At 59.0% G+C, this 25,482-nt stretch carries 21 protein-coding genes; 13 read left to right on the top strand and 8 right to left on the bottom strand.

Annotated features, from left to right (window positions below):
• Window positions 1-71 precede the first annotated feature (71 nt).
• A complete protein-coding gene (locus tag I2H81_RS02600; RefSeq protein WP_117757313.1) occupies window positions 72-983 on the bottom strand; it encodes a DMT family transporter in 912 nt (303 codons plus the stop codon).
• Between the two features lie 118 nt (window positions 984-1,101).
• Between I2H81_RS02600 and I2H81_RS02595 the strand changes: the two genes are divergently transcribed.
• A complete protein-coding gene (locus tag I2H81_RS02595) occupies window positions 1,102-1,959 on the top strand; it encodes a LysR family transcriptional regulator (RefSeq protein ID WP_271817448.1) in 858 nt (285 codons plus the stop codon).
• Between the two features lie 202 nt (window positions 1,960-2,161).
• The gene (locus I2H81_RS02590) at window positions 2,162-3,643 is read left to right on the top strand and encodes an aminotransferase class I/II-fold pyridoxal phosphate-dependent enzyme (protein WP_117757320.1); all 1,482 of its coding nucleotides are present in this window, start codon (window positions 2,162-2,164) and stop codon (window positions 3,641-3,643) included.
• A 75-nt stretch (window positions 3,644-3,718) separates the two neighbouring features.
• On the opposite strand, the gene I2H81_RS02585 is transcribed toward I2H81_RS02590, so the two are convergent.
• Window positions 3,719-4,129: a peptide deformylase gene (locus I2H81_RS02585; protein ID WP_195644432.1), complete on the bottom strand. Its 411-nt coding sequence runs from the start codon at window positions 4,127-4,129 to the stop codon at window positions 3,719-3,721.
• Between the two features lie 214 nt (window positions 4,130-4,343).
• Between I2H81_RS02585 and I2H81_RS02580 the strand changes: the two genes are divergently transcribed.
• Complete coding sequence (locus I2H81_RS02580) at window positions 4,344-5,195, top strand: hypothetical protein (RefSeq protein ID WP_195644431.1); 852 nt, start codon at window positions 4,344-4,346, stop codon at window positions 5,193-5,195.
• 404 nt (window positions 5,196-5,599) lie between these two features.
• Here the strand turns inward: I2H81_RS02580 and pdxT are convergent, their stop codons facing one another.
• A complete protein-coding gene (gene pdxT / locus I2H81_RS02575; protein WP_195644430.1) occupies window positions 5,600-6,187 on the bottom strand; it encodes a pyridoxal 5'-phosphate synthase glutaminase subunit PdxT in 588 nt (195 codons plus the stop codon).
• 20 nt (window positions 6,188-6,207) lie between these two features.
• Window positions 6,208-7,098 (bottom strand): pyridoxal 5'-phosphate synthase lyase subunit PdxS, encoded by an 891-nt coding sequence (pdxS, locus tag I2H81_RS02570; RefSeq protein WP_195644429.1) that lies wholly within the window; start codon window positions 7,096-7,098, stop codon window positions 6,208-6,210.
• A 145-nt stretch (window positions 7,099-7,243) separates the two neighbouring features.
• Here pdxS and pdxR point away from each other — a divergent pair, with 145 nt between their 5' ends.
• Complete coding sequence (gene pdxR / locus I2H81_RS02565; protein WP_195644428.1) at window positions 7,244-8,674, top strand: MocR-like pyridoxine biosynthesis transcription factor PdxR; 1,431 nt, start codon at window positions 7,244-7,246, stop codon at window positions 8,672-8,674.
• Between the two features lie 546 nt (window positions 8,675-9,220).
• Window positions 9,221-10,102, top strand: a complete 882-nt coding sequence (locus I2H81_RS02560; protein WP_195644427.1) for a hypothetical protein — start codon at window positions 9,221-9,223, stop codon at window positions 10,100-10,102.
• A gap of 241 nt (window positions 10,103-10,343) precedes the next feature.
• On the opposite strand, the gene I2H81_RS02555 is transcribed toward I2H81_RS02560, so the two are convergent.
• Entirely contained in the window at window positions 10,344-10,904 is a 561-nt protein-coding gene (locus tag I2H81_RS02555) for a ferritin family protein (RefSeq protein WP_229108030.1), read from the bottom strand.
• A 278-nt stretch (window positions 10,905-11,182) separates the two neighbouring features.
• Window positions 11,183-12,076 (bottom strand): DUF5131 family protein, encoded by an 894-nt coding sequence (locus I2H81_RS02550; protein ID WP_195644426.1) that lies wholly within the window; start codon window positions 12,074-12,076, stop codon window positions 11,183-11,185.
• A 196-nt stretch (window positions 12,077-12,272) separates the two neighbouring features.
• On the opposite strand from I2H81_RS02550, the gene I2H81_RS02545 reads away from it, so the two are divergent.
• The 8 genes from I2H81_RS02545 (at window position 12,273) to I2H81_RS02510 (ending at window position 21,534) form a co-directional block, all read left to right on the top strand.
• Window positions 12,273-13,493: an iron-containing alcohol dehydrogenase gene (locus I2H81_RS02545; RefSeq protein WP_195644425.1), complete on the top strand. Its 1,221-nt coding sequence runs from the start codon at window positions 12,273-12,275 to the stop codon at window positions 13,491-13,493.
• Between the two features lie 8 nt (window positions 13,494-13,501).
• Window positions 13,502-14,881: an aldehyde dehydrogenase gene (locus tag I2H81_RS02540; RefSeq protein WP_195644424.1), complete on the top strand. Its 1,380-nt coding sequence runs from the start codon at window positions 13,502-13,504 to the stop codon at window positions 14,879-14,881.
• A gap of 423 nt (window positions 14,882-15,304) precedes the next feature.
• Window positions 15,305-15,484 carry a hypothetical protein gene (locus tag I2H81_RS02535; RefSeq protein WP_195644423.1) on the top strand — a complete coding sequence of 60 codons (180 nt, stop codon included), beginning with the start codon at window positions 15,305-15,307 and terminating at the stop codon, window positions 15,482-15,484.
• 66 nt (window positions 15,485-15,550) lie between these two features.
• Window positions 15,551-16,096 carry a metallophosphoesterase gene (locus I2H81_RS02530; protein WP_229108029.1) on the top strand — a complete coding sequence of 182 codons (546 nt, stop codon included), beginning with the start codon at window positions 15,551-15,553 and terminating at the stop codon, window positions 16,094-16,096.
• Between the two features lie 73 nt (window positions 16,097-16,169).
• On the top strand, window positions 16,170-17,006 hold the full coding sequence (locus I2H81_RS02525; protein ID WP_195644421.1) for a PRD domain-containing protein: 837 nt from the start codon (window positions 16,170-16,172) through the stop codon (window positions 17,004-17,006).
• Between the two features lie 340 nt (window positions 17,007-17,346).
• Window positions 17,347-18,795 (top strand): PTS transporter subunit EIIC, encoded by a 1,449-nt coding sequence (locus tag I2H81_RS02520; protein WP_195644420.1) that lies wholly within the window; start codon window positions 17,347-17,349, stop codon window positions 18,793-18,795.
• 77 nt (window positions 18,796-18,872) lie between these two features.
• Complete coding sequence (locus I2H81_RS02515; RefSeq protein ID WP_195644419.1) at window positions 18,873-19,637, top strand: ChbG/HpnK family deacetylase; 765 nt, start codon at window positions 18,873-18,875, stop codon at window positions 19,635-19,637.
• 139 nt (window positions 19,638-19,776) lie between these two features.
• A complete protein-coding gene (locus I2H81_RS02510; RefSeq protein ID WP_195644418.1) occupies window positions 19,777-21,534 on the top strand; it encodes a DUF2130 domain-containing protein in 1,758 nt (585 codons plus the stop codon).
• A gap of 79 nt (window positions 21,535-21,613) precedes the next feature.
• Here the strand turns inward: I2H81_RS02510 and I2H81_RS02505 are convergent, their stop codons facing one another.
• Window positions 21,614-24,295 carry a DEAD/DEAH box helicase gene (locus I2H81_RS02505; protein WP_195644417.1) on the bottom strand — a complete coding sequence of 894 codons (2,682 nt, stop codon included), beginning with the start codon at window positions 24,293-24,295 and terminating at the stop codon, window positions 21,614-21,616.
• Between the two features lie 268 nt (window positions 24,296-24,563).
• Complete coding sequence (trmB, locus tag I2H81_RS02500; protein ID WP_195644416.1) at window positions 24,564-25,445, bottom strand: tRNA (guanine(46)-N(7))-methyltransferase TrmB; 882 nt, start codon at window positions 25,443-25,445, stop codon at window positions 24,564-24,566.
• Window positions 25,446-25,482: the final 37 nt, after the last annotated feature.

The following is a 25,482-nucleotide window of genomic DNA, read 5'->3' as shown; positions in this document are numbered from 1 at the left end:
GGTTATTTTAGACAATAATCCTCAGCTGGGGATTATTTATCTACGCAGGTAGCATTTCAAAGCAGGGGCTTTTAAGCACGTGCTGTCTGGGCGATGCCAGCCTTGGCGTTTGCGCGTTTGCCGGCGAGTTCGCAAAAAATCGCGCCGCCGATGATAAGCGCGGCGCCCATCAGGCGGACCGGTGTTATGGCTTCACCCAAAAGGGCGGCCGAGAACACGACCGCCGAAAGCGGCTCGAGGTAGCCGACGACGGCGACGGTCTGGACGGGCAGCTTGGCGACGGCGCTAAAGTAGAGCAGGCAACCAATGCCGGTGTTGACGACGCCGAGCATAGCGACGGCGCGCCAATCAATGCTGGCGGCGACGCCGGCGGACAGGAACGAGGGAGCGCCCTGCGTGATGAGCGTGAGGGCCAGTGCGGTCACAAAGGCGGCGCTCACTTGGAGTGCGGAGTTCTCGAGGCCCTCGATGTGCGGCGCACCCTTGCTGGCGATGACCATCAATGCATAGCAGAAGGCCGAGGCGATTCCACAGACGATGCCCGCAATGGGCATATTGCCGCCTAGACCTTGCGCTGCAATGAGAAAAGCACCGCAGGCGACGGCGACAAAGCCGGCGATTTTGCCGCCGGTCAGCTTTTCGCCAAAAATGAGCGGGGAAAGGGCCATAACGATGATGGGGCCACAGTAATACAACAGCGAGGAGATACCAACGCCGATCGTCTGATAGGCGCGGAACAGGAAAATCCAGCTGGCGCCCAGCGCGGCGCCCGAGACGATGAGCGCTGCGGCCTCGCGGGGGCGAGACGGAGCCTGCAGGTTATGGCGCTTGGTTATGAAGAGGATGGCGGCAAGGGTGAGAGCGCCCAAAAACGTGCGCAACAGTACGATATCGGAGCTCGGCAGTGCGATAGCTGCGGCGATGATGCCGTTAGAGCCAAACAACAGTAATGCTGCTAAGTATGTAAACAGTCCGTTGTTCATGCGCTGACATCCCCTCTATATCCGAACATATTCACTATGGGTGAACTGGCTTTAGAAGAAAAGCGAATATAATGCATGGAAAACATAACAAAAACTCATGCAAGGGTGGAGGACTGCCGTGGAAACGAATATTCAAAAGATGCAGGTGCTGCTCGAGACAGTGCGCGCCGGAAGCTTTACGCGCGCCGCCGAGCGCCTGAGCTATTCGCAATCGGGCGTGAGCCGCATGGTGGCCGATCTTGAGGCCGATTGGGGCTTTAAGGTGCTCGACCGCAGTCGCGAGGGCGTGGCTCTTTCTGCTGACGGGCGGCAGGTCATGCCGGCTGTCGAGGCGCTCTGCGAGGAATTCGTTCGCTTGCAGCGACGCGTGGATGAGATGCGTGGGCTCATGCGCGGCAAAATCTGCATCGGTACGTTTTCGAGCGTGGCGACCCACGTGCTGCCGCCGGTGATTGCTCGTTTTCGTGCCGATTATCCAGACATTGATTACGAGTTGCTGATGGGTGACTATTCAGAGATTGAACAATGGGTGGCAGAGGGCCGCTGCGATCTGGGCTTTATCCCGCATGAGCCCCGAGAAAATGGCATGACGTCGCGGTCTTTGGTGCGCGACGAGTTGATGGCGGTAGTGCCGGCAGACTCTTTGCTTGCCACTGAAGAGGTCGTCTCTCTTGCCGATTTGGCCAACGAGCAGTTTATTCTGCTGGAACGCGGCACTGATGACGAGATTACGCCGCTATTCCGTCGGGCGGGGCTGGCGGTGCGCTCAAAACTGTCGACTTGGGATGACTATGCGATTATGGCTATGGTCGAGGATGGCCTGGGCGTGAGCATTCTTCCCGCGCTCATCTTGCGTCGCTGCCAGTTCGATGTTGCTGTGCGTCCGCTCGAAGGGCATCCCCATCGGCAGATCAACGCCATATATCGAACGGCCGATGTTTCGCTTGCCGCCGCTCGTTTCCTCGAATACCTCTAAATGCGTGCACGTCGTTATCGCCTTGGGATAAATCTCGAGGTCTTGCTCATTTTATTTTTGAAATTGAACTTTTCGAAATAGCACGGCGTTATACTGCTGCCTAAATTGAACTCAGGTTCAATTCGTGTTGTATAAATTGAACTTTGCCAGCAAGGAGGTTCTAGTGGCCCAAGAGACGTTTAGCGATCGTCTGCGACAGGCTATGTCCGATCGCGACGTTCGCCAGTCGGACGTGATCCGCGCATCGGAGATGCTCGGCAAAAAACTCGGCAAGAGTCAGATGAGCCAATATGTGAGCGGCAAGACGATTCCGCGGCGCGATGTGGCTGAGCTGCTCGCCCGTATTTTGGAGGTCGATGTTACCTGGCTGCTTGCCGGCGACGCCGATCAAGGCGAGGCATCATCACCCCGCAACGATTCCAAGCCCGAACCCCATCCCTCAGCTCAAATTGCAAGGAGCACCACCATGCGTACTTTTTCTAAATCCACCAAGCTCGATAACGTCCTGTATGACGTGCGCGGTCCCGTCGTCGACGAGGCCGCCCGTATGGAGGACGAGGGCGAGCGCATCCTCAAGCTCAATATCGGCAACCCGGCGCCCTTCGGTTTCCGCACGCCCGATGAGGTCATCAAGGACATGCGCCAGCAGCTGCCCGACTGCGAAGGCTATTCCAACTCGCGTGGCCTGTTCTCCGCGCGCAAGGCGATCATGCAGTATTCGCAGATCAAGGGCTTGCCCAACGTTCAGATGGAGCATATCTACACGGGCAACGGCGTGTCCGAGCTCATTCAGCTTTCGATGAACGCGCTGCTCGACAATGGCGACGAGATTCTGATCCCCAGCCCCGACTATCCGCTCTGGACGGCGTGCGCAACCCTTGCCGGCGGTCATCCTGTGCACTATCTGTGCGATGAGCAGGCGGATTGGTATCCCGACCTGGAGGATATGGAGTCCAAGATCACGAGCGCGACCAAAGCCCTCGTTATCATCAACCCCAACAACCCCACGGGCTCGGTCTACCCGCGCGAGGTGCTCGAGGGCATCGTCGAGGTTGCACGCAGGCATCAGCTGATGATCTTTGCCGATGAGATCTACGACCGCCTGTGCATGGACGGCTACGAGCACGTCTCGATTGCCTCGCTCGCTCCCGATCTGCCCTGCGTTACCTTTAGCGGTCTGTCCAAGTCGCACATGATCGCGGGCTATCGTATTGGCTGGATGGTGCTTTCGGGCAACCAGCGCTGCATGAGCGACTTCATCATGGGCATCAACATGCTCTCCAACATGCGCCTGTGCTCCAACGTGCCGGCTCAGTCGATCGTTCAGACGGCGCTCGGTGGCCATCAGTCCGTCAACGACTACATCCGCCCCGGCGGCCGTGTCTACGAGCAGCGCAACTTTGTGTATGAGGCGCTCAACAAGATTGACGGCATCTCGGTGGTTAAGCCGCGTGCGGCGTTCTACATCTTCCCCAAGATGGATGTGAAGAAGTTCAACATTACCGATGACGAGCAGTTCGCCCTTGACCTGCTGCACGAGAAGAAGATTCTGATCACGCGCGGCGGCGGCTTCAACTGGGCTGAGCCCGACCACTTCCGTATCGTGTACCTGCCGCGCATGGAAGTGCTCAAAGAGTCCCTCGAAGATCTCGCCGACTTCTTCGATCACTACCGCCAGAGCTAGTGGGATAGAAGCTCCGCACTATGAAAAGCTCCCTGCAGTTGTTTTACTGCAGGGAGCTTTCTTGAATCGGCGGAACTATATAACAATCCCGTTGCAGTGGTCGATTTCGTGCTGGATGATTTCGGCGGTGTAGCCCGAGAAGTTTTTGATGCGGTGGACAAAGCTCTCGTCCAGATATTCCACCTTAATGCGGCGATAACGAGTGCAGGGACGCTCGCCGACGAGCGAAAGACATCCTTCGCTCGTCTGATAGGCATTGACCTGCTCAAGAATTTGAGGGTTGTACATCAGGAGCGTCCTGTTGCCGTCCTTTACGCAGATGATGCGTTTGCGCACACCGATCATGTTGGCAGCGAGGCCCACGCACTCGTGCTCATGCTCGTGGAGCGTATCCAGGAGGTCCTGCCCGGTCGCGGCATCGTCGGGTCCCGCGTCTTCGGAAGGCAGGCGCAAAAAGAACTCGGATTTCATGATGGGCTTAATCATGGCGGGCTCCTTAGGGTGGACACGTTTGGTTCAGGCCATGATACCGCGACATGTCGCATTAATGTGTGCACATAGATTCTGCAGCTAGATTGGCGGGCGAGACCATAAACTAATGGACGTTTTGCCGAGAGGTATGAATGTTTAAAGCGCAAAGAGTGCGCGACGGGCCCCGCGAATGGGGCGATGATGCCCGAGAGGGCCAAGAAGGAGTCTCATGTCTGAGAACGAAGAGATCATGAACGAGACCGAGAACGAGACCATGACTGCCGAGGTTGAGGCAGTCGAGACCGTGGAGACCGAAGCTGCCGAGGTTGAGGCTGCTGACGAGGTTTCTGCCGAGGAGGAGGCCGAGGTTGTCGAGGCCGCCGTTGATTACGATGACGAAGAGCTGATGGACAAGATGCAGAAGGCCGCCCGCCTGCTGCGCAGCCGTCGCTTTGCTATTTCCAAGGAGGAGGAGGCCAAGGCCGAGCGCATGGCGAACATCGAGCGCGCCATCAAGCTTCTTGACCTCAAGCCCAAGATGGAGCAGAAGGAAATGTCCGACCTGCTGGGCATGCGCCTTCGTGAGCTCGATGGCCTGATGGCCGAGGCCGAGGCTGCCGATCTGGTCGGCCGCATCGACGACGCCGAGGGCGATATGCGCAAGATCGTCGTCTTCGCTGCCGAGGATGCCGCTGAGGGCCTGGTCGAGCTTGCCAACAAGAAGGAGAAGCTCCTGCCCGGGCTTTCTTACGAGGAGGCCACCGAGCTGATGGCCGCTCTCGATAAGGTTATCGCTCCGCTCGTCGCCATGGGCCTGGACGAGGACCGCGGTCCTCGCGGCGGCCGTGACGACCGCGGTGGCCGTGGCGGCGACCGTGGCGGTCGCGGCGGCTTTGGCGATCGCGGTGGCCGTGGCGGCGACCGTGGCGGTCGCGGCGGCTTCGGCGGCAACCGTGGTGGCTATGGCGATCGCGGTGGCAACCGTGGTGGCTTCGGCGGCAACCGTGGTAACGACCGCGGCGGTCGCGGTGGCGACCGTGGCGGCCGCAACGGTGGCGGCTTCCGCGGCAACCGTTTCTAATTGGGTTACGCGGTTTTACCAAACCGCGTAACTGCTCGACGCTGCAAACGCCCCTAAGCGGCAATCTGACGTTCAATCGTCGGTCGCGTACCGAAGTACGCTTCCCTCCTCTTTCACGTCACCTTGCTCGCTTAGGGGCGTTTTCGCTGACTTATGCTCAACCTGCGGCGCCTTCAAGATTCGCTACGCAAAGAGGACGGCATGACCAGAAGGTCTATGCCGTCCTCTTTTCAGTAGTCGTTGGGGACGTTCTTGAATGACTAGTCGTTTAGGAACGTCCCCAACGACTACGTAGTATGAGAGTGGATAATCTCCCGGTTTGAGTCTGCATTCAAGCTCAAAGTGGGAGATTATCCACGCTCATTTGCTGTGTGTCCGAAAATCCACGCTCGTTTTATTTTTGCCTACATTTGCAGGAACAGTTCGTGGAGGCGAGCGTCTTCGTCGAGCTCGGGGTGGAAGGTGACGCCGAGCTGGTTGCCTTGGCGGGCGGCGACGATGCGACCGTCGACTTCGGCTAGGGCCTTGGCATTGCCGTGCACCTTGACGATGCGGGGTGCACGGATAAACGTTAACGGCACCTCACCGTCGATACCGCCTACCTGCCCCTTGGTGCGAAAGCTGCCGAGCTGTCTGCCGTAAGCATTGCGCTCAACGAGCACATCCATGGTTGCCAAGCGCGGCGTCCCCTTATCGTCGTGGGCGGCAAGATCGCGCGCCAACAGAATCAAGCCGGCGCAGGTGCCCAGTACGGGCATGCCCTCAACAATGCGGGTGCGAAGCTCATCGAGCATACCAAGCTCGGCAAGTAACTTGCCCTGAACGGTGGACTCGCCGCCGGGGAGGACCAGACGGTCAAAGTTCTGCTGCAAATCGGCCGCCTGCCTCAGCTCGATACAACGTGCGCCCAGCTCGGACAGCCTTGCCTCGTGCTCGGCAAAAGCGCCCTGGACCGCCAGCACGGCGACCGTTTGGTCTGCATAATCGCTCATGTGCGATCCTTTCTGCTGGACTAGCGCCCGCGCTCCTCCATGATGATCTCGATTTCGTCGGCGTTGATGCCCACCATGGCCTCGCCCAGGTCCTCCGAAAGCTCGGCGATGAGCTTGGCGTCGGTGAAGTTTGCCACGGCCTTGACGATGGCGGCGGCGCGCTTGGCGGGGTCGCCGCTCTTAAAGATGCCCGAGCCAACAAAGACGCCCTCGGCGCCCAGCTGCATCATCAGCGCGGCGTCGGCGGGGGTCGCGACTCCGCCGGCGGCAAAGTTTACGACGGGGAGCTTGCCCGTGGCATGGACCCCGCGCACCAGCTCGACCGGAACCTGCAGCTGCTTGGCTGCCTCAAAGAGCTCGTCGTCGCGCAGAGCAACAACGTCGCGGATCTGCTTTTGGATCTTGCGCATATGGCGCACGGCCTGAACGACGTCGCCCGTGCCCGGCTCGCCCTTGGTACGAATCATCGTGGCGCCCTCGGCAACACGGCGCAACGCCTCGCCCAGATCGCGGGCGCCGCAGACAAACGGCACGTCAAACTGGGTCTTGTCGATGTGATAGACGTCATCGGCAGGGGAGAGAACCTCGGACTCGTCGATGTAATCGATCTCGATGGCCTGCAGGACCTGCGCCTCGACAATGTGACCGATGCGGCACTTGGCCATGACGGGGATGGAGACGGCCTCTTGGATGCCCTTGATCATCTTGGGGTCGCTCATGCGCGAGACGCCGCCAGCGGCGCGGATGTCGGCCGGAATGCGCTCGAGTGCCATGACGGCGCAGGCGCCTGCCTCCTCGGCGATGCGTGCCTGCTCGGGCGTGGTGACGTCCATGATGACGCCGCCCTTGAGCATCTGCGCGAGCTCGCGATTGAGTTTGACGCGATCGGCCTTGCTGGTCTGTTCTGCCATGGTTGCTCCCTTGGTTGGCGTGTACATTGCTTGACGGAACATCCTATCGGGGAGCTGGGTATGGCGAAATACTCAGTTTTCGAGATAATAACAAGGCCAGACTAATGCCAGATTGAATGATTCGATAAGGTCAGATGATAGACCCATGCTTGACTACAATTTGGAAAATCGCGGCGAAGCATCGCTTTATGAGTATGTTTACCAGCAAATTCGCGATGATATTGTTGCCGGGCGCATTGCGGCAGGGGAGCATCTGCCATCTAAGCGCGCCTTTGCGAGTCATCTGGGTATCAGTGTCATTACCATCGAGAATGCATATAGCCAGTTGCTTGCCGAGGGTTATATTTGCTCAATGCCGCGTCGTGGCTACTACGCGTGCGAGCTTCCGGATGCGCCGGTTTTGGCTTTGGCTGCGGGGGATATCGACCGAGATGCCGTCCCTGTTGGTTCCAGCGCGCATGATGCCATGGGGCAGGCAGAGCGATTCGACGCACTTTCTCCTTCCGCTTTGGAGGCGGCGCGGCTTTGGCAAAGTGCGCTACGGGCGACGCTGACGTCCGAAGACGAGCGTGAAATCTTTTCGCCCGCACCGGCGCAGGGCACCGCTCGACTGCGACGTGCGATTGCGCACCATCTGCGCGGGACAAGGGGCATGAATGTCGATCCCGACAACATCGTTATCGGTGCGGGCGCCCAGCTGCTCGACACCATGCTGGTTCAGTTGCTTGGTGCGGACAAGGTGTATGCCGTTGAGGACCCGGGCTATTTGCGCCTGACGCGCATCTATCAGGCTATGGGCTGCGAAGTGTGGCATGTCCCGTTGGATGCTGAGGGCGTGGACTTGAGCGAGCTGCAGAAAACCGGGACAGATGTCCTTCACCTGATGCCGTCTCATCAGTATCCGACCGGTCTTGTGACGAGCATTGCACGTCGTTATGCGCTGCTGAGCTGGGCTGCCGAGCGACCAGGTCGGTATCTCATCGAAGATGACTTTGATTGTGAGTTTCGCCTTGCCGGCAAGCCGATTCCCGCGCTCGCGTCAATCGATGCCGCCCAGTCGGTTATCTACACCAACACGTTTTCGAAGAGTCTTTCATCCGCGTTGCGTTTGGCGTACATGGTGTTGCCCGATGAGCTGATGGAGCGGTTTAGGTGCAACCTTGGTTTTTACGCCTCATCGGTGAGCTCTGTTGACCAGGTCGCTTTGGCTCGTTTGCTGGAATCGGGCGATTACGAGCGACATGTGAACCGCGTGCGCGTTCGTGCTCGCGAGGCACGTGATGGCCTGGCGGCGCTTGTACGGAAAGCGTTTCCGGCAGGGGAGGTTTCGATCGAGCATGCAGACGCGGGCCTTTACTGCGCCGTGGTTGCGGAGCGTGGAACGGGCGGAAGCTCTTTTGCACAGGCCCTCACGCGCTCGAGCATCCCTTTTATCGATATCAGTGACTGTTTTTGGTGCGTCGATGGCGCGTCTGTCCCTGAAAACTCAACTCGAATTCTTGTCCAATATGACGACCTGAGTCTGAAAGTGCTAAATACCCTGGAATTGCAGCTTATGGGGCACTCTGCAATCTAAGTGAGTAGACTTTTGGCACTTTGGCGACCAGGAAGTTTTGTAACAAGCTATCTACCTGCGGTTTTGAAAAGCAGGATGACCGGCCTGCTCGGGATGTTCCAAAAAGTCTACTCACTTGCCGCACAAGGCTTCTGCATGAGAGGAAAACGAGGTTTTCAACAGGGCTTTGTCCAGTTCTTGGCAAGCTTTTGGTCAGTTGGGGAGGGCTGTTGAAAACTTAGCAGTCCGTTCGGCGCCATTTTCGGTGCGTTCGCGCCAATGCGAGACCGGCTGGGTTGAAATTCGTGTTTTCCTGTGCCTATGAAGGATCTACTTTGTGACATATCGGCTTTTAGGTACTGGCGTTTGCCCCCTCAGGTCCGCGCTTTGTGTCCGCCGCTTCCGCGACCGGAAGAAGACCGGCAGCGATACAACCTCGCTCATAACCCGACGGCTTCGGTTGCGCTCGGCTTTCCGCTGTATACGTTGGTTCGGACGAGAAGCAAGCGGACTTGCCCTGCCAGCATTAGGCAGCGGCTGTTCCTTGGCGAGCTCCCCAGGGAATCCGTGCTGGAAACGGAGCATGGGTTTTTGGTTACGTCTCCTCTGCTGACGGCATTCATCATGTCGCGGCATCTGACGGATCTTCAGCTTCTTTTGGTATTGGCGGAGATGTGCGGCCTGTTTGCGGTGTGTGCCCTGCCGGCGGCACTTGAGGCGGAGCTTTCGCGCGCAATTGATTCGGGCGCGATTTCGGCAACGTCGGGTTGGGTGCGCTGTCCGTCCGAGGACGGCGCTGCCTCAAATTTATGGCGTCGCGACGCTTTGGTTTTGGGTGAAGACCTTGACCGTTTTTGTTCAGGTGTTTGCGGGATGCGTTACGGCAATCGATTTATAGCAGTATCGTGTCTCGCTCCATTGGGTGCCGCATCGCCTTTTGAGGTCGAGGCGTATTTGCTGCTTGGATTGCCGCGATCCCTGGGAGGCGAAGGTTTTTGCGGCGTAGAGCTCAATGTCGAAGTGAGGCTAAGCACAAGTGCTCGAGCGATTGTGGGAAAGTCCCGCGTATATATCGATTTACTTCTGTCTTCGCCGGACGGAAGGCGACAGTTGGCCATTGAATGTCAGGGAAAGGCATCGCACGGGCGTGCGGGGGATGGCTTGCGTGACGCTGACCGCATGACGGCGCTTCAGGCCATGGGCTACGATGTGCTTCTCCTGACACACGGACAGATATCCGATGAGGATCGATTCCGTGCGATCGTTAAGGCCGTATGCAGGATGCTCGATGTTGAATATTGCGATAAAAGTTCGGATGAGCAAGGGGCCGAGGCATTGCTCCGGTCTGAACTCTTCGTTGACTGGACAAAACTGGGAGTAATTGACGGAAAGATGCCCGTTAGATACAAAAAAGCTCGGTCATGGACGGTCGCGGATCTAAGTGAGTAGGCTTTTGGCGTGATGGCGACCAGACCGTTATGCGACAAGTCATTTACCTGCGGCTTTATAAAGTTATATGGATGGCCTGCTCGGCAAGTTCCAAATAGCCTACTCACTTAGTTTTTGACGAGAAGCCGATGTCGAGGGTGATTCGATTTTACGGCGTTAACGAGTTCTCGAGACACAAAAAGGCCCGAACCAATACGGTTCGGGCCTCATCGAGCTAGAGGTTATGTCTCAGGCGGTTGGCTTAGCCAAAGTAGCGCTTGAGCAGGCCGGCGAAAGCCTTGCCATGGCGAGCCTCGTCGCGAGCCATCTCGTGCACGGTGTCGTGGATGGCATCGAGGCCAGCGGCCTTGGCGCGCTTAGCAAGATCGGTCTTGCCGGCGGTGGCGCCGTTCTCGGCCTCAACGCGCATCTCGAGGTTCTTCTTGGTGGAGTCGGTCACGACCTCGCCCAGGAGCTCGGCGAACTTGGCGGCATGCTCTGCCTCCTCGTGGGCAGCCTTCTCCCAGTACAGGCCGATCTCGGGATAGCCCTCGCGATGAGCGACGCGAGCCATGGCCAGGTACATACCGACCTCGGAGCACTCGCCCTCAAAGTTGGCGCGCAGGTCGGCAACGATGTCCTCAGAGACGCCCTCCATCTTGGCGACGCCTACGACGTGCTCGGCAGCCCACTCGAGCTGGCCCTCCTCCTGCTTCAGGAAGCGAGAACCGGGAACGCTGCACTGGGGGCACTTAAAATCCTCGGGCAGCTGGTCGCCGTCGAACTCTTCCACATAACCGCAAACGGGGCAAACAAACTTCATGATTCGATCCTTTCGATCGATGGCGATGGCGCGCTCGTCCGGTCCCGTAAGGGCCCTCTCCGGACGTGCGTCTTGACGGGTTCTATTATCCATAAATGCAACCAAATGTGAAGCCTATTAGGAATGATTTTTAATAAAACAATTTTACTTTTATCCCCAGGCCTCGTAGGCGCCCTTCTTTTCCGCCGAAACTGCCGTTTCGGCGGGAGGAGGTGCTGTTTGGGTTGGAATCGTGCCTTGGTTGCTGGCGTCGGCGCTTGATGAGTCGACTGGCAGCGCTAGCATCTCCCGCAGAGGCCGCAGCGGACGCAGCCGTTGCAGATGAGCTGGCTTCCGCAGGTGGCGCACCACGGTTCATGTGGTGGAACCCAGAGCTCCTGCTCGGGTATGGCGAGCCCCAGCGGGTCATGGAGGTTCCATCGGATGGGGCGTCCTCGGTGCTGGAGTCCTGACTTCCAGGCCTGCTCGGCCTGAAGGTTCTTGCTGCGCAGATGGTATGTTTTGCCGTCTTTCTCAAAATAGGTGCCCGTCTCTATGAAAGCGAATGCGGCATCGGCGACAACGCATCCCTCGTGCAGCGCCCGCACCCATTCATAGCGACAGGGGCGTGCGCCGCCGTAGTTCTCGCCGCCCACGATGACCTGCTCGATGCCGCCCGTGCGCCCCAGGCATCCGGGCGCGGCGTTTTCGAGTGAGACGCTTCCGATAAGCGGCGCGCACATCACGCCGCGGTGCGCTGCGGGCGTGGCAAGCAGCAGGGGCACGCGTTCCTTGGCGCGCCGTTGGTTTTCGCAGGTTACGTTGAGCATCACGTTGGGCCAACCGCTTCCCCAGTCGCGGGGCAGGCACTGCGCAAAGCGCTCAGGCCGCTTGGTGAGGATGAAGAACTTGACGTCCGGGCGCTGTCGGATAATGTCCCACACTTCCGGTCGCCACGCATCGGCCTCTTCGACAAGAAAATCCGAGGTCATGCAGATCCGGATGAGCTCGCCCGCCTGCACCTTGTACGAGCCGTCGCGTCGGCGCTGAAGCGGATAGTCAAAGGCCGCCTTGTTGCGAGTGACGATGGAGGGGTCAAGCCCGCGCTGCCCATCCATAAAGTACATGTAGCAGTTGTCGCAGCCCTCGCTTACGCGGGCGCAGCCGTGCCAAGGGTTCCAGATGTCGTGCATGGACCTCCTGCCTCTCGCCGCCGCATGCTCGGGCTATCAGGGTAGCGCATTGCAGGGGAGTCGACCTGGCCGCATGGGCAAACGCGCCAAATATGAAGATGTTGATTGATTAACGATTGGCAGGCGGCCCGCGAGTCTCGATGAGTACAATCGGTCGAGCAAATGTTGACCCATCAACAAATGAGGAGCTTCCTTTATGCATCTAGCCCGCCGCGCCTGGTGCCGAACGTATCAAACGGTCTTTCGCATCGCATTGCCGGTGCTGCCCTATACCGAGCCACACATTCTGGAGCATGCTGAGGATGTGCCCGCAGTGCTTCGGGCGCGTTCGATACAGCGGGTCCTTATCGTGACGGATCCCGGTATTGCCCGCCTTGGGCTCACGGCACCGCTCGAGACGGCGCTCGCGTCCAAGGGAATCGGCGTTGCGATCTATGCCAAAACATCAGCGAACCCCACGGTCTCAAACGTGGAGGAAGCGGCATCTCTGTATCGAGAGAGCGTCTGCCAGGCCATTATCGGCTTTGGCGGCGGCTCGGCCATGGACTGCGCCAAGGGCGTGGGCGCGCGCATCGCGCAGCCAAAGAAGCCCATCAACAAGATGCGCGGCCTGCTGCGCATTCATCGTCGCCTGCCGCTGCTTATCGCCGTTCCCACCACGGCGGGTACGGGAAGCGAGGTCACGCTTGCAGCGGTAATTACCGACGACGAGACGCACTACAAGTATCCTATTAACGACTTTGTGCTGATCCCGCACTATGCGGTGCACGACCCCGAGTTTACGCGCGGCCTGCCCGCCTCCATTACGGGGCAGACGGGCATGGACGCCCTGACGCATGCCGTCGAGGCCTTTATCGGACGCAGTACCACGCCCTATACGCGCAAGATGGCGCGCCAGGCGGTACAGCTCATCCATGACAATTTGCTGGAGGCCTATGAGCATGGCGGCAACATGCGTGCGCGCCGCAATATGCTTTCGGCGGCGTATAAGGCAGGTGTTGCCTTTACGCGCTCCTATGTTGGATACGTTCATGCCATCGCACACAGCTTGGGCGGGCGTTACGGGATTCCGCACGGCTTGGCCAACGCTATCATCCTGCCGCATATGCTTCGCGCCTATGGCGAAGCCGCTGCTCCTAAACTCGCCGATCTCGCCCGCATGGCCGGTATCGCGCCGGCTAACGCGCAGGACGGCCTGGCGGCCGAGGCCTTTATCGATTGGGTCGACCGCATGAACGAGGCCCTGGGAATCCCCAAATATGTCTCGGGTATTCGCCGCTCCGATATTCCGCAAATGGCGACGCATGCCGATGTCGAGGCCAATCCCCTGTACCCCGTTCCGCTATTAATGGACCGCTTGGAGCTCGAGCATATGTATGAAGTCGTTGCAGGTGGTATGTTTGAGGGCGAGAACTAGGAGGGTCCATGAACACCGAGGAAATTGCGTGCATCGTCGGCGATCAGCGCGCCTACTTTAAGACGCACGCCACGTTTGATGTCGATGCTCGACGTCGTGCGCTCGTGAGTTTACGCGATGCAGTGCGGGCCCACGAGGCCGATATTGCCCATGCGCTCAAGACCGATTTGGGAAAGTCGCATGACGAGGCGTATATGTGCGAGATCGGCACCTCGCTTTCCGAGATTCGTTATCAGATTGCGCATGTGGCTCGATGGAGTCGCTCGCGTCTGCGTCCGTGTGACCTCGCCAACGCCGTGAGTGTGTGCAAGACGCAGTCCGTGCCCTATGGCGTCACGCTCATCATGGCTCCGTGGAACTACCCGTTTTTGCTGACGCTCGAGCCGCTCGCTGGCGCCCTTGCCGCGGGCAATACCGTGGTCATCAAGCCGAGCGCCTATGCTCCGGCATCGAGCGCGGTGCTCAAGCAAATCTGTGAAGAGGCATTTGATCCGCGCTTGGTGACGGTCGTCGAAGGCGGGCGTGCCGAAAACGAAGCGTTGCTCGATGAGTGCTGGGACAAGATCTTCTTTACCGGTAGCGTTCCGGTCGGCAAGTTCGTTATGGAGCGCGCAAGTAAAAACCTTACGCCCGTGACGCTTGAGCTGGGCGGAAAGAGTCCCTGCATCGTGGATGCGACGGCTAACTTGAAGGTCGCGGCACGCCGTATCGCCTTTGGTAAATGGCTCAACGTGGGGCAGACTTGCGTGGCGCCCGACTACCTGCTGGTCGACACGCGCGTGCACGACGAGCTGCTGGGTCTCATCAAGGAAGAGGTCCGCCGTATGTTTGGCGAGCATCCGCTCGATAACGAGGATTACGGGCATATCGTCAACGCCAAGCATTTTGCGCGCGTGCGCGGGCTGATCGATCCCGATAAGGTCGTGCTTGGAGGTACCGCGCGCGAGACTTCGCTCAAGATCGAGCCGACGATTTTGGACGGCGTGTCCCCCGATGACGCCGTGATGCAGGAGGAGATTTTCGGCCCCATCTTGCCGGTGCTGACGTTTGAGAGCCTAGACGAGGCCGAGACGTTTATTACGGATCGTCCGACGCCGCTGGCCCTGTATATCTTTAGCCAGGACCGTGAGGTTCAGCAGCGCTTTGTGCGTTACGTGCCCTTTGGTGGTGGCTGTGTTAATGACACCATTATGCATTTGGCCACGAGCCATATGGGCTTTGGCGGCATGGGGGCGAGCGGTATGGGACAGTACCATGGACGCGAGAGCTTCGATACGTTTAGCCACAAGAAGAGCATCGTGAACAAGGCAACGTGGCTGGACGTGCCGTTCCGCTATGCCCCTTACGCAAGCTGGAAGCACAAGTTCGTGCGCATGTTTGTGCATTAGAAAAGGGTGCGGGTAATACGAACAGATGTTCCTATTACCCGCATTTTGCGTTAGACTACTGCTATGGAGCACGGATGGGCCAACTCCCTTTAGAAGGGATTTGGTATGAACGTAAGCGATGTTATTTCGTTATTGGCGTTGTTGATCGCGGCTATCGAACTCGGCCTGTTTATCGGCCGAATGAAATAGCCGCCCCCGCGTAAGCGAAGACGGCCACTTCTCACGATGAAAACGTGTATCGGAGTTGGCAAGACCCGCAGCCACGGGTGCCATCCGTGTCCCTATCTTAGCTGTAAGCGTTCCGCCGCGCAAGCGTTGCGGCAAGCGATTGAAAGACGCAGACAGGATGAATTTGTGTCCGCACGGGCCCGTAGACTTCTCAACTATGTTGTGGATGCTCTCTAATCGGTAATGGAGGCGCACGTGTTTGATGACGATGACTTGTTCGATCTGGTAGATGATCCGTTTGAGTGGGATCTGCTGCTCGATGACGATGAGCTGGAGCAAGATCGTAAAAAGCGACAGGGCAAGAAGGCTCAGGATGACGCTTCGAAAAAGCAGGACAAGCGCCGCCGAGGTCTGTTCGGCGGGCTCTTTGGGTAACCGTCGCATCGCTGCGTCTGTATACTAAACAGGTCTTATACGCGCTGCGAAATGAGGACAGAGACGATGATGTGGTTTACCGCCGATCTGCACCTGGGCGATACGAATATCTTGCACGACGTGGATCGACCGTTTGATTCGGTCGAGGAGATGAACCGCAAGGTCATCGATGCCATCAATGAGTGCGTGGCTGTGGACGACCGCCTCTATATCCTGGGAGACTTTACGTATCGTTTGCCCATGGCGGAGGCAGTGCGCCTGCGCGAGCGCATCGAATGCCAGAACGTGACGCTCATCCGTGGTAACCATGATGGCGATTGGGGAGATCCGGACGCGCCGCACATTTGGGATGAGGTGCGCGATTATCTGGAGGTCGCCCCCGGTTACGCTAAGGGCCATCGCCTGGTAATGAGCCATTACCCCATGCTCAGCTGGAATGGCAAGGCGCGCGGCGCCATCATGCTGCACGGGCACATTCACAGTAGGGGAGACCGCACCAACGCGCGCAATCGCGATCGCGAGCGCCCTATCTTTCGCTACGACGTTGGCCTCGATGCCAACAACTACAAGCCCGTTAGCCGCGACCAGATTCTCGGCTTCTTTGGACTGTAGTTGTAAGTGCAGGTAGAATGAACGCGCCGCGTGGATGGTCTGTGCGGCGCTTTTTAGTAGGAGCGATGAATCCATGAGGGCTATCCAGCGCATTAACCATAACGCCGCTATCTGCGAAGACGGCGCGGGGCGTCAGCTTATCGCGCTGGGTCGCGGTATCGGCTTTGGCGATATGCCACATGAAGTCGACCTGGATGTCATCACGCGTACCTTTTACGGCATTGATTCAAAGTACCTGGCGTTTATCGATGAGGTCGATCCCGAGGTGCTGGAGTTTTCTGCTCAGCTGGCCGATATCGCGACCGGACAGCTTTCGTACGAATTGAGTCCTAACCTTCCCATTACATTGGCAGACCATATTCAGTTTGCCATTAAGCGCGCCCGCGAACATATGGTGGTGTCGTTGTCGCTCGAGCGCGATCTGGAGCAGCTGCATCCCATCGAATACCGCTTGGGCGAGCTGGCCGTTCGCGGCATTCAGAAAAGCTTTCGCGTGCGTATGCCCCGAAGCGAGGCCGCGGGCATTGCCATGTCGATTGTCAACGCATCGGTTAAGCCGAGCGAGCGGCGCGTGCTGGCTGAACAACATGAAGAGCATCTGCTCGATATGACGGTCGCGATTATTCAAGAAGAGTTGGGTGTGAAGGTTGATCGCTCGTCGTTCGCCTTTACTCGCTTTGCCACTCATGTACGCTATCTGCTCGACCGCGTGGCAAAGAAAGAGCCGATCGATACCGAGAACTCCGGTCTTTACGACGTGCTCGTGGAGCAGTATCCGGCGGCGTCGCGTTGCGCTCATCGTGTCGACGATCTGATTCAAGAGGCCTTTGGCGAGCCATTGGCCCAAGAAGAACTCGTCTATCTGATCATGCATGTGAACCGCGTGGCTTCTGTCCACTCGGATAAATAGGCTCTCTGGTATTTCCTTTCCGTCATGGCGACCGTTCGCGGGTCGTTTGCTACCGTTCGTCGGTAATCTGAGCCGCAACGAACGCATCTGCCGCATATACTCGCCGTGTGTTGGGTGTTACTCACGGCGCAGCTCCGAGAGGCACTACCGATTCTGCCGAGGCCATAATTGGGTCTCTGTCGGTTGTGCGCGGGGCTTTTTTCATGTCGATCCACCCGGGAATCACATGCAAATCAATCTCTTGCCAACTGATATCGTGCGCTGCGCAGGCGCGAGCGGAATCGTGCGTCTTGGTGCCGTGAAGTCCCACGGCCTTTAGTTGGAAGAGAAGGGATTCGACATGGCTGTCGATAACAAGAAGATTGCCGAGGACGTGCTTGCTGCCGTCGGCGGCGCCTCCAATGTGACGAACGCGACGCACTGCATGACCCGCCTGCGTCTGAACCTCAAGGATCAGTCCATTCCCAATGACGATGAAGTAAAGAAGATCAAGGGCGTGCTGGGCGCACAGTGGTCTGGCGGCCAGTATCAGGTCATCATTGGCCAGAACGTGCCGAAGGTCTATGACGCCGCCATTGCGCTGGGCGTCAAGGGCGAAGGCTCCATTGACGAGAACCTCGATGACGGCACCAAGGAGCCGCTGACGCTCAAGACTGCGGGCAAGAAGACCCTCAACTACCTGTCCAAGACTATGGTCATGACGATCCCCATCATCATGGGTGCCGCCATGTTCCGCACCATTGCCGTACTTTGCGGCGACGGCATGCTCGGTATCTGGTCTGCCGATTCCGACATCTACAATTTCTTCTACAACTGGATTTACAACGCTGGCTACTATTTCCTTCCTGTCTATCTGGGCTGGGCTGCCGCAAAACAGCTTGGCTGCAGCCAGTCGCTTGGCATGATGCTCGGCGGCGTGCTCATTGCCCCCGAGTTCATGACGTTGGTCAATGCCGCTGCTGATTCGGGTGCTACGACCACCATGGTTTATGGCGTGCTCCCGGCTCAGCTAAACAACTATTCTGCGACCGTGCTTCCCATGGTGCTCTCCATGCCAGTGCTGATGGTCGTCGAAAAGTTCATGAAAAAGATTATCCCCGACATGCTCTCCACGGTGTTTGTGCCCGTGTGCACCATGGCTGTGATGATCCCCGTTTCTCTGTGCGCTCTAGCTCCGATCGGCTCCATTCTGGGCAACCTGGTCGGCAACTTTATGTTCGGCCTCGGTAACACTGGCGGCATCGTCACGATCCTCTCCCTCGTCGCCATTGCCGCGCTTTGGGAGTTCTTGGTTATGACCGGTATGCATCAGGTTCTGCTTACCCTGGGCATTGTGCAACTGCTCACCTTGGGCTCTGATTCTTGCGTTATGGTCGCGGGCGGTATCGCCCAGTTCGCCACGTGGGGTATGGCCTTCGGCGCCTTCCTGCGCCTTAAGGAGACCGACGAAAAGGGTGCCATGCTTGGCTTCTCGCTCTCCGGCATTGTCGGTGGCGTGACGGAGCCCGCGCTGTATGGCTGCGGCTTTAAGTACACCCGCTGCCTGGGTGCCATGGTTGCCGGCGGTGCCATCGGCGGCCTGATCGCGGCTCTCACCAATGTGACCACGTATGTTTTGGGCGCGACTAATATTCTGGGCGTTACTGGATTTGTTGCCGGCGGAACTGCTAATCTCGTTTGGGGATGCGTTGCCTCGGGCGCTGCGTTTGTTTCCGCAGCCGTCATCGCTTACCTCTTTGGCTTTACCAAGGAGCAGCTCGACGAGGACGCTGCTGCCGCCAAGGCCTAAAGCATCCGTTTGGTAGGACAATTATCTGGGGCACTTGGCTACGCTTCAAGTGCCCCTTTCCGTAGATGGGGGTCAATATGAAGCAATTGCTCATTCGTGCCGACGATATCGGTTATTCGTATGCCGTTAACCTGGGGATTGCCCGCAGCATCAATGAGGGTCTGGTGCGCTCGGCGGGCTTGATGCCCAATATGCCCGAGGCCGAGCGCGGCTGGTCGCTCGTGGCGGACGCCGGCATTGCGGTGGGCCAGCATACCAACGTGTGCCTGGGCAAGCCGTGTGCCGACCCGGCGCTCATTCCGAGCATGCTCAACGAGAATGGTGAGTTCCATAGCAGCCGTACCTTCCGCGAGCATTTTAAGCGCGGCGAGGAGTTGATAGACTTCGACGAGGCCTGCATCGAGATTCGCGCGCAGCATGACCGCTTTGTCGAGATCGTGGGCCGCGAACCCGATTACTTTGAGGCCCATGCCGTCATGAGCAAAAACCTTAACCGAGCGATCTCGGCGGTTGCTCAGGAACTGGGCCTTAAGGAACAGAAGGCGAGCTTCGACCCCGCAGCGGTTGTGCGATGCGGTGCCACCGACCTGCGCATGGTGATGCACTCGATGGAGCCGGGCTACGAACCCAAGGACTCGATTATGCGGACGGTTCGCGAGATGGCGGACGGCGAGACGGTCGTCTTTGTGTGCCATCCGGGCTATCTCGATCGTTTTATCTTGGAGAACAGCTCGCTTACGACCGATCGCACCAAGGAAGTCGATGCGCTGATCGATCCTGAGCTTCGCGCTTGGCTTGAGTCTCAACCTGATCTTCGCCTGATCGACTACCGCGACCTGTAAGGACCCAAGCCACCACAAAGGGGATAGGCACCCTCGCGGTGGATCTGGCGCCGTTGCCATTATGGCGGCGGCGCCTTTTTTGTCCGCGTGGCGCGGTAGAGTGTAGGCGGTTGTAATTTGCGTCCATCGAGGAGCTGCCATGAACGAGATCAAGTGCCCGCATTGCGGCGAAGTTTTTAAGGTCGATGCGTCCGGTTATGCGGATATCGTCAAGCAGGTGCGCGACGCCGAGTTCTCGCGCGACCTGGACGAGCGTGTGAAGGCGGTCCAGCGCGAGGGCGAGCAGGCGCTGGAGCTTGAGCGCTCGCGCTCGACGGCTGCCTTGCAAAAGGCAGAGTCTCAGCGCGACGCTCAGCTTGTCGAGCAGAAGAACGCTGCAGCTCAGCAGCTGGCACAAGAGGTTGCCAAGCGCGACGCTGAGCTTGCCGAGCTGCGCGCCAAGCTCGAAGGCGCTGCCGCAGAGCGCGAGAGCGCAAGTCAGCGCGCGGCGGTTGAGGCCCGTTCCGATGCTCAAAAGGAGAATGCCGAGCTTCAGCGCGAGATCGACAATTTACGTGCGCAGTTGGAGCGCAAAGATGATGAAGCCAGGCTTGCCGAGGCGGCGGCACGCAATGCTGCTCAAAACGACCTGTCCGCGCGCGACGCTCAGATTGCCGAGCTGCAGGCCAGGATCGCCGCGGCGGACAAGGCCCAGGAGATGGCGCTTGCCGCTGCCGCGGCAGAGTCGCAGCGTGAGCTCGATGCCGCTCGCAGCGAGGCCGAGCGCGCGCTTACTGACTATCGCGCGAAGGTGCAAGAGAAGTTTTCCGCCGCAAAGGCTCAGTCCGAGCAAGAGGCCGAGGGCCTGCGTGCCCAGCTGCGCGAGCAGGAACTGATGGCAAAAATGAACCTGTCAGAGGCGGTTGCCGCGGCGGAGCGAGAGCGCGATGAGGCACGTGCCAAACTGACGAGCGAGCTGGCGGTGCGCGATTCTCGCGAGGAGCAAGCCAAGGCGGCACACGAGCTCGAGCTTGCGCAGGCCAAGCGCGCGAGCGATGACCTGATTCGCTACAAGGATGAAGAGATTGAGCGCCTTAAGGACATGAAGGTCCGCCTGTCCACCAAGATGGTGGGCGAGTCGCTCGAGCAGCACTGCGAGACCGAGTTTAACCGCCTGCGCATGACGGCGTTTCCCAACGCGTATTTCGAGAAGGATAACGATGCATCCGAGGGTACCAAGGGCGACTTTATCTTCCGCGAGTGTGACGAGAGCGGCAACGAGATCATTTCGATCATGTTCGAGATGAAAAACGAGAACGACGAGACCGCGACCAAACACAAGAACGAGGATTTCTTTAAGAAACTCGATCACGATCGTCGCCAGAAAGGCTGCGAGTATGCGGTGCTCTGCACCCTGCTGGAGCCCGAGAGTGACCTCTATAACGCGGGTATCGTCGACGTGAGTTACCGTTATGAGAAGATGTACGTGATCCGCCCGCAGTTCTTCATTCCCATGATTACGCTCCTTCGCAACGCCGCCATGGGTTCGCTTCGCTATAAGCAGGAGTTGGCGGAGTACAAGCAGCAGAATATCGATGTTACGAACTTCGAAGCCAAGATGGAAAAGTTTAAGGATGGCTTCTCGCGTAACTACAACCTGGCGAGTAAGCAATTCGAGTCGGCGATCAAGGAAATCGATGCCGCCATCAAGCAGCTCGAGAAGACCAAGGACGACCTGCGCCGCAGCACCGAGAACCTGCGCCTGGCCCACAACAAAGCTGATGAGCTTACCATTCGCAAGCTCACATGGGGCAACAAAACCATGAAGGCCGCGTTTGACGAGGCGCGCGAGGCCGCGCCAGAGACAAACGATGATCCGGCCGAGGCAGATTCGTATGAGGTCGAGGATGCCGAGTAGGGCATAGCAGATCGTGTAAAAGCGGGGCCGCCGGCGATGTTGCCAGCGGCCCCGCTTCGTTTCGCTTCAATATGTTCGGCTAGTCCTCGAGCAAGTCCTCGATAAAGCCGACGCGGTAGTTTTTGAAGACGACCTCGCCGCCGTCTTGCGTGGCGTCCAGATCGACATCGCCCATGATGCCAAAGTCGTGGTCGCCGTCCTCGTCGGCAAAGACCTGGTGCACATGCCATAGGTGGTCGGCCTTCTCGTCGCTCTCGTCGATCGAGAACATAGCAGAGGAGCGCGCGTCGCCGTTGGTAAGAATCTCCTCGTGCTGCTCATGATAGGCATCGAGCGCTTTTTGCCAACGGATTTCGCTCATGCCCCAGTCGTCGTCGAGCTCGCCCAGGTCGCGCACGTGCTCGCGGGCGGCAAGGGTCACGCGGCGGAAGAGCGCGTTGCGCACCAGCAGCGTGCAGCCGCGGCGATCCGCCACGACCTCGTCGATGCCCTGCGGCGGCGCGGCGTCGAGGGCTGCCGGGTTGCCGGCGTTCTCCCACTCGTCCACCAAGCTCGAGTCGACCGAGCGCACCACAAAGCCGAGCCACGAAATGATGTCACGCAAGCGCTCATCGCGCTTCTCAATGGGCACGGTGCGATCGAGGGAACGGTAGGCCTCGGCTAGGTAGCGCAGCAGAATGCCCTCGGAGCGGGCGATGCCGAGCTTTTGGATATAGCCCTTAAAGTCACTCGCGCTTTCCAGCATGTCGCGCAGGACACTCTTGGGCGAGAGCTGGTAGTCGTTGGCCCAGGGTACTTCCTGGCAGTACTTGTCAAAGGCGGCGTCGAGCAAATCCTCGAGCGGTTTTTCGTACGTGACGTCCTGAATACGCTCCAGACGCTCCTCATACTCGATGTCGTCGGCCTTCATCTCGGCCATAGCGCGATCGCGTGCGGCGCGCTCCTGTGCGCGCAGCACCTGCTTGGGATCCTCGAGCGTTGCCTCGACCATTGAGATTAGATCCATGGTATAGGTCTCGCTCTCGGGATCGAGCAACTCCAGCGCGGCAAGCAAAAACGGCGAGAGCGGCTGGTCGAGTGCGAAGTCCTCGGGCAGATCGACCGTCAGCGCATAGTCGATGTCCGGTGCGGCGTCGGCCGGGGCATCCGGCGCGGGCGGCACTTCGGTACGCACGACGACGCCGGAATCGATAAGCGTGGCGAAGATTTCGTCGGCGCGAACCTCAAGCTTGGCCTTTTCCTCGGGGGTCTGCAGGCTTGTCTCGATAAGGTCGTGCACGCGGGCGCGGGCGTTACCGCCCTGCTCGACCACGCTAATTACCATAGAGTGCGTGATGCGCAGGCGCGGCTTGAGCGTCTCGGGCTGCGTCTCGATCAGGCGTTCAAAGGTTTGCTTGTTCCAGGAGACAAAGCCCTCGGGGGCCTTTTTCTTTTTAATCTTACGGAGCTTTTTGGGGTCGTCGCCCGCCTTGGCCATAAGCTTGGCATTCTCGATCTCGTGCTCGGGTGCTTCGGCAATCACCATGCCCTCGGTATCGAAGCCCGAGCGGCCGGCGCGGCCGGCAATCTGGTGGAACTCGCGGGCGCGTAGGCGACGCATCTTGTAGCCATCGAACTTGGTGAGCGCGGTGAGCACCACGGTGTGGATGGGCACGTTGATACCGACGCCGAGCGTATCGGTGCCGCAGATGACGGGTAGCAGGCCCTGCTGCGCCAAGCGCTCGACCAGCAGGCGGTAGCGCGGCAACATGCCAGCATGGTGCACGCCGACGCCGCATCCGAGCAAGCGCTTGAGGATTTTGCCGAAGGCCGTCGAGAAGCTCGTGCCCTTGGCCGCCTCCTTGATGGCCTCGCGCTGCTCCTTGCTGGCAATGCCAAAATTGGCGAGCGACTGTGCCGTCGCAAGTGCGGCATCCTGGCTAAAGTGCACGATGTAGAGCGGGGCCTCGCCACGGCGCATGGCGAGCTCGACCGTGCCCTCGAGGGAGGTCGTCACATAGTCGTAGCTCAGCGGAACAGGACGCGGGGCGTCGACAACCAAGTCGCAAGCAGCGCCGGTGTGCTCCTCGAGTGAGGCGGCGATGGCAGTGACATCGCCGAGCGTGGCGCTCATGAGCATGAATTGCGTGTGAGGCAGGGTGAGCAGCGGCACCTGCCAGGCCCAACCGCGATCGGGGTCGGCAAAGTAGTGGAACTCGTCCATGGCGACGCAGCCAACATCGGCATCTTCGCCCTCGCGTAGTGCGTCGTTGGCGAGGATCTCTGCCGTGCAGCAGATGACGGGCGCCTTGGTGTTGATATGCGTGTCGCCGGTGATCATACCGACGTTATCGCGGCCGAGCACCTGCACAAGGTCGAAAAACTTCTCGCTGACCAGAGCCTTGATGGGGGCCGTGTAATAGCAGCGTTTGCCCTGTGCCATGCCCATAAAGAGCATGCCCAGCGCGACAAGCGACTTGCCCGATCCGGTCGGCGTGCCCAGAATGACGTGATCGCCGGCGGCTAGATCCATGAGGGCCTCTTCCTGGTGGTCCCACAGCTCAATACCGCGATTGCTCGTCCATTCAAAGAAGCGCTCGAAGGCCTGGTCGGGCGTGAGCCACGGTTCGGGCTCGCTGCCGTCCTCGGGCTCCCACCAGGTGGGGGAGAGCGCACCGAGTGAGCCGAATTCGGCTTCGGTTCCCGTGCCGCCCGAGAATGAGCTGGCGGCTCCGGCGCCGGAGACGGTGCTGGCGGCGATATCTGTCGTGGTCTGTGCCATGTGTTTGCTTTCTCTCGCGATTGTCCGCCAACTATTATGGCGTAGCGGCGGCGCGGGGTGCCAGCGCGAAAGAAAATGCAGGAAATGGGCGTTCTGCTCAGCCGTTTGGTGCAGTTGCCAGCTAAGTGAGTAGACTTTTTGCGATATCTCGAGCACACGGCTTTTGCGCAAGGGCTCTACCTGCGGTTTTAGTTTTCGTTATGCGGGTTGTGCTTGGCTATTGCCAAGAAGTCTACTCACTTAGGTTTTGAGGGTCGTTTGCTGGCGCCTATTTGCGCTTGCTTACCGACGCCGCGACCATCAGAGGCCCCTGGGATTCTTGCGGCAGGCGCTTCTTGCCTTTGCGGGCGCGGTTTCTAAAGTTCTCGACGGCCTCCTCCATGCCCAGAGGTACATAGGTGAGCTCATCGAGGTTTTCGGGCAGGTAGCAGGCAAGGCTTTGCTCCTGCGCGCGGCCCGCCGCGAGCTGTTCATCGCTGGGCTGCGCGCCGGGTGTGGCGCAAATGCCATAGACGGCTGCACCCATCTCGCGCGTGCGGCGCTCGTATTCGGTCTCGGGGTGCTCGGGATGGTCGCGGCGGACGTCGTCGCTTACCCAAAGCGTGTCATAGCCGGCCGCAGCAAACTGCCCCAAGGCGTAGTCGCGCAATGGCTTACTGTCGGTGCGCAGCGTGACGGTGGCGCCGGCTGCAAAGAGCGGGCGGTACAGCATTAGGTGGTCGACATGGACGAGTCGCTTTTTGGCGTACTTGGCCTTGGGCTGCGGCGTGGGAAAGTTGATGGTGATGGCATCGAGCTCGCCTGCGGCAAATAGCTGCGGCAGCGATGCGGCGCCTCGGGGCAGGACAAGTGCGTTGGTCAGTTTCTGCTCGCATATTTTCTGCGCGGCATAGGCAATGCAGATGGGCTCCTGGTCCATGCCGATAAAGAGCGTGTTTGGCTCGTGGGCCGCGCTCTCTACAAGGTACGTTCCCTTGCCACAACCAAGATCCAGGTGAAGGTGTTCGAAAGGCTTGCTGCCTGCGGGCGCACAGGCCTTGCGCCAATCTCCGACATAGGCCTCGGGGTTCGTCTCAATCGCATCGGCGTAGCGCTCCAGGCGCTCCTCGAGTACAAAGTTCTTAGGCGTGCGAACGTGGACGGCTCCCATGAGGCTCCTTGGTCATAAATGCGAAACGCATGGCTGC

The organism is Collinsella aerofaciens (assembly GCF_015561195.1).
GTDB classification, from domain to species: Bacteria; Actinomycetota; Coriobacteriia; order Coriobacteriales; family Coriobacteriaceae; genus Collinsella; species Collinsella aerofaciens_AC.
The sequence above is the reverse complement of the archived record's forward strand: the minus strand, read 5'-3'. Positions and strand labels throughout refer to the sequence as shown.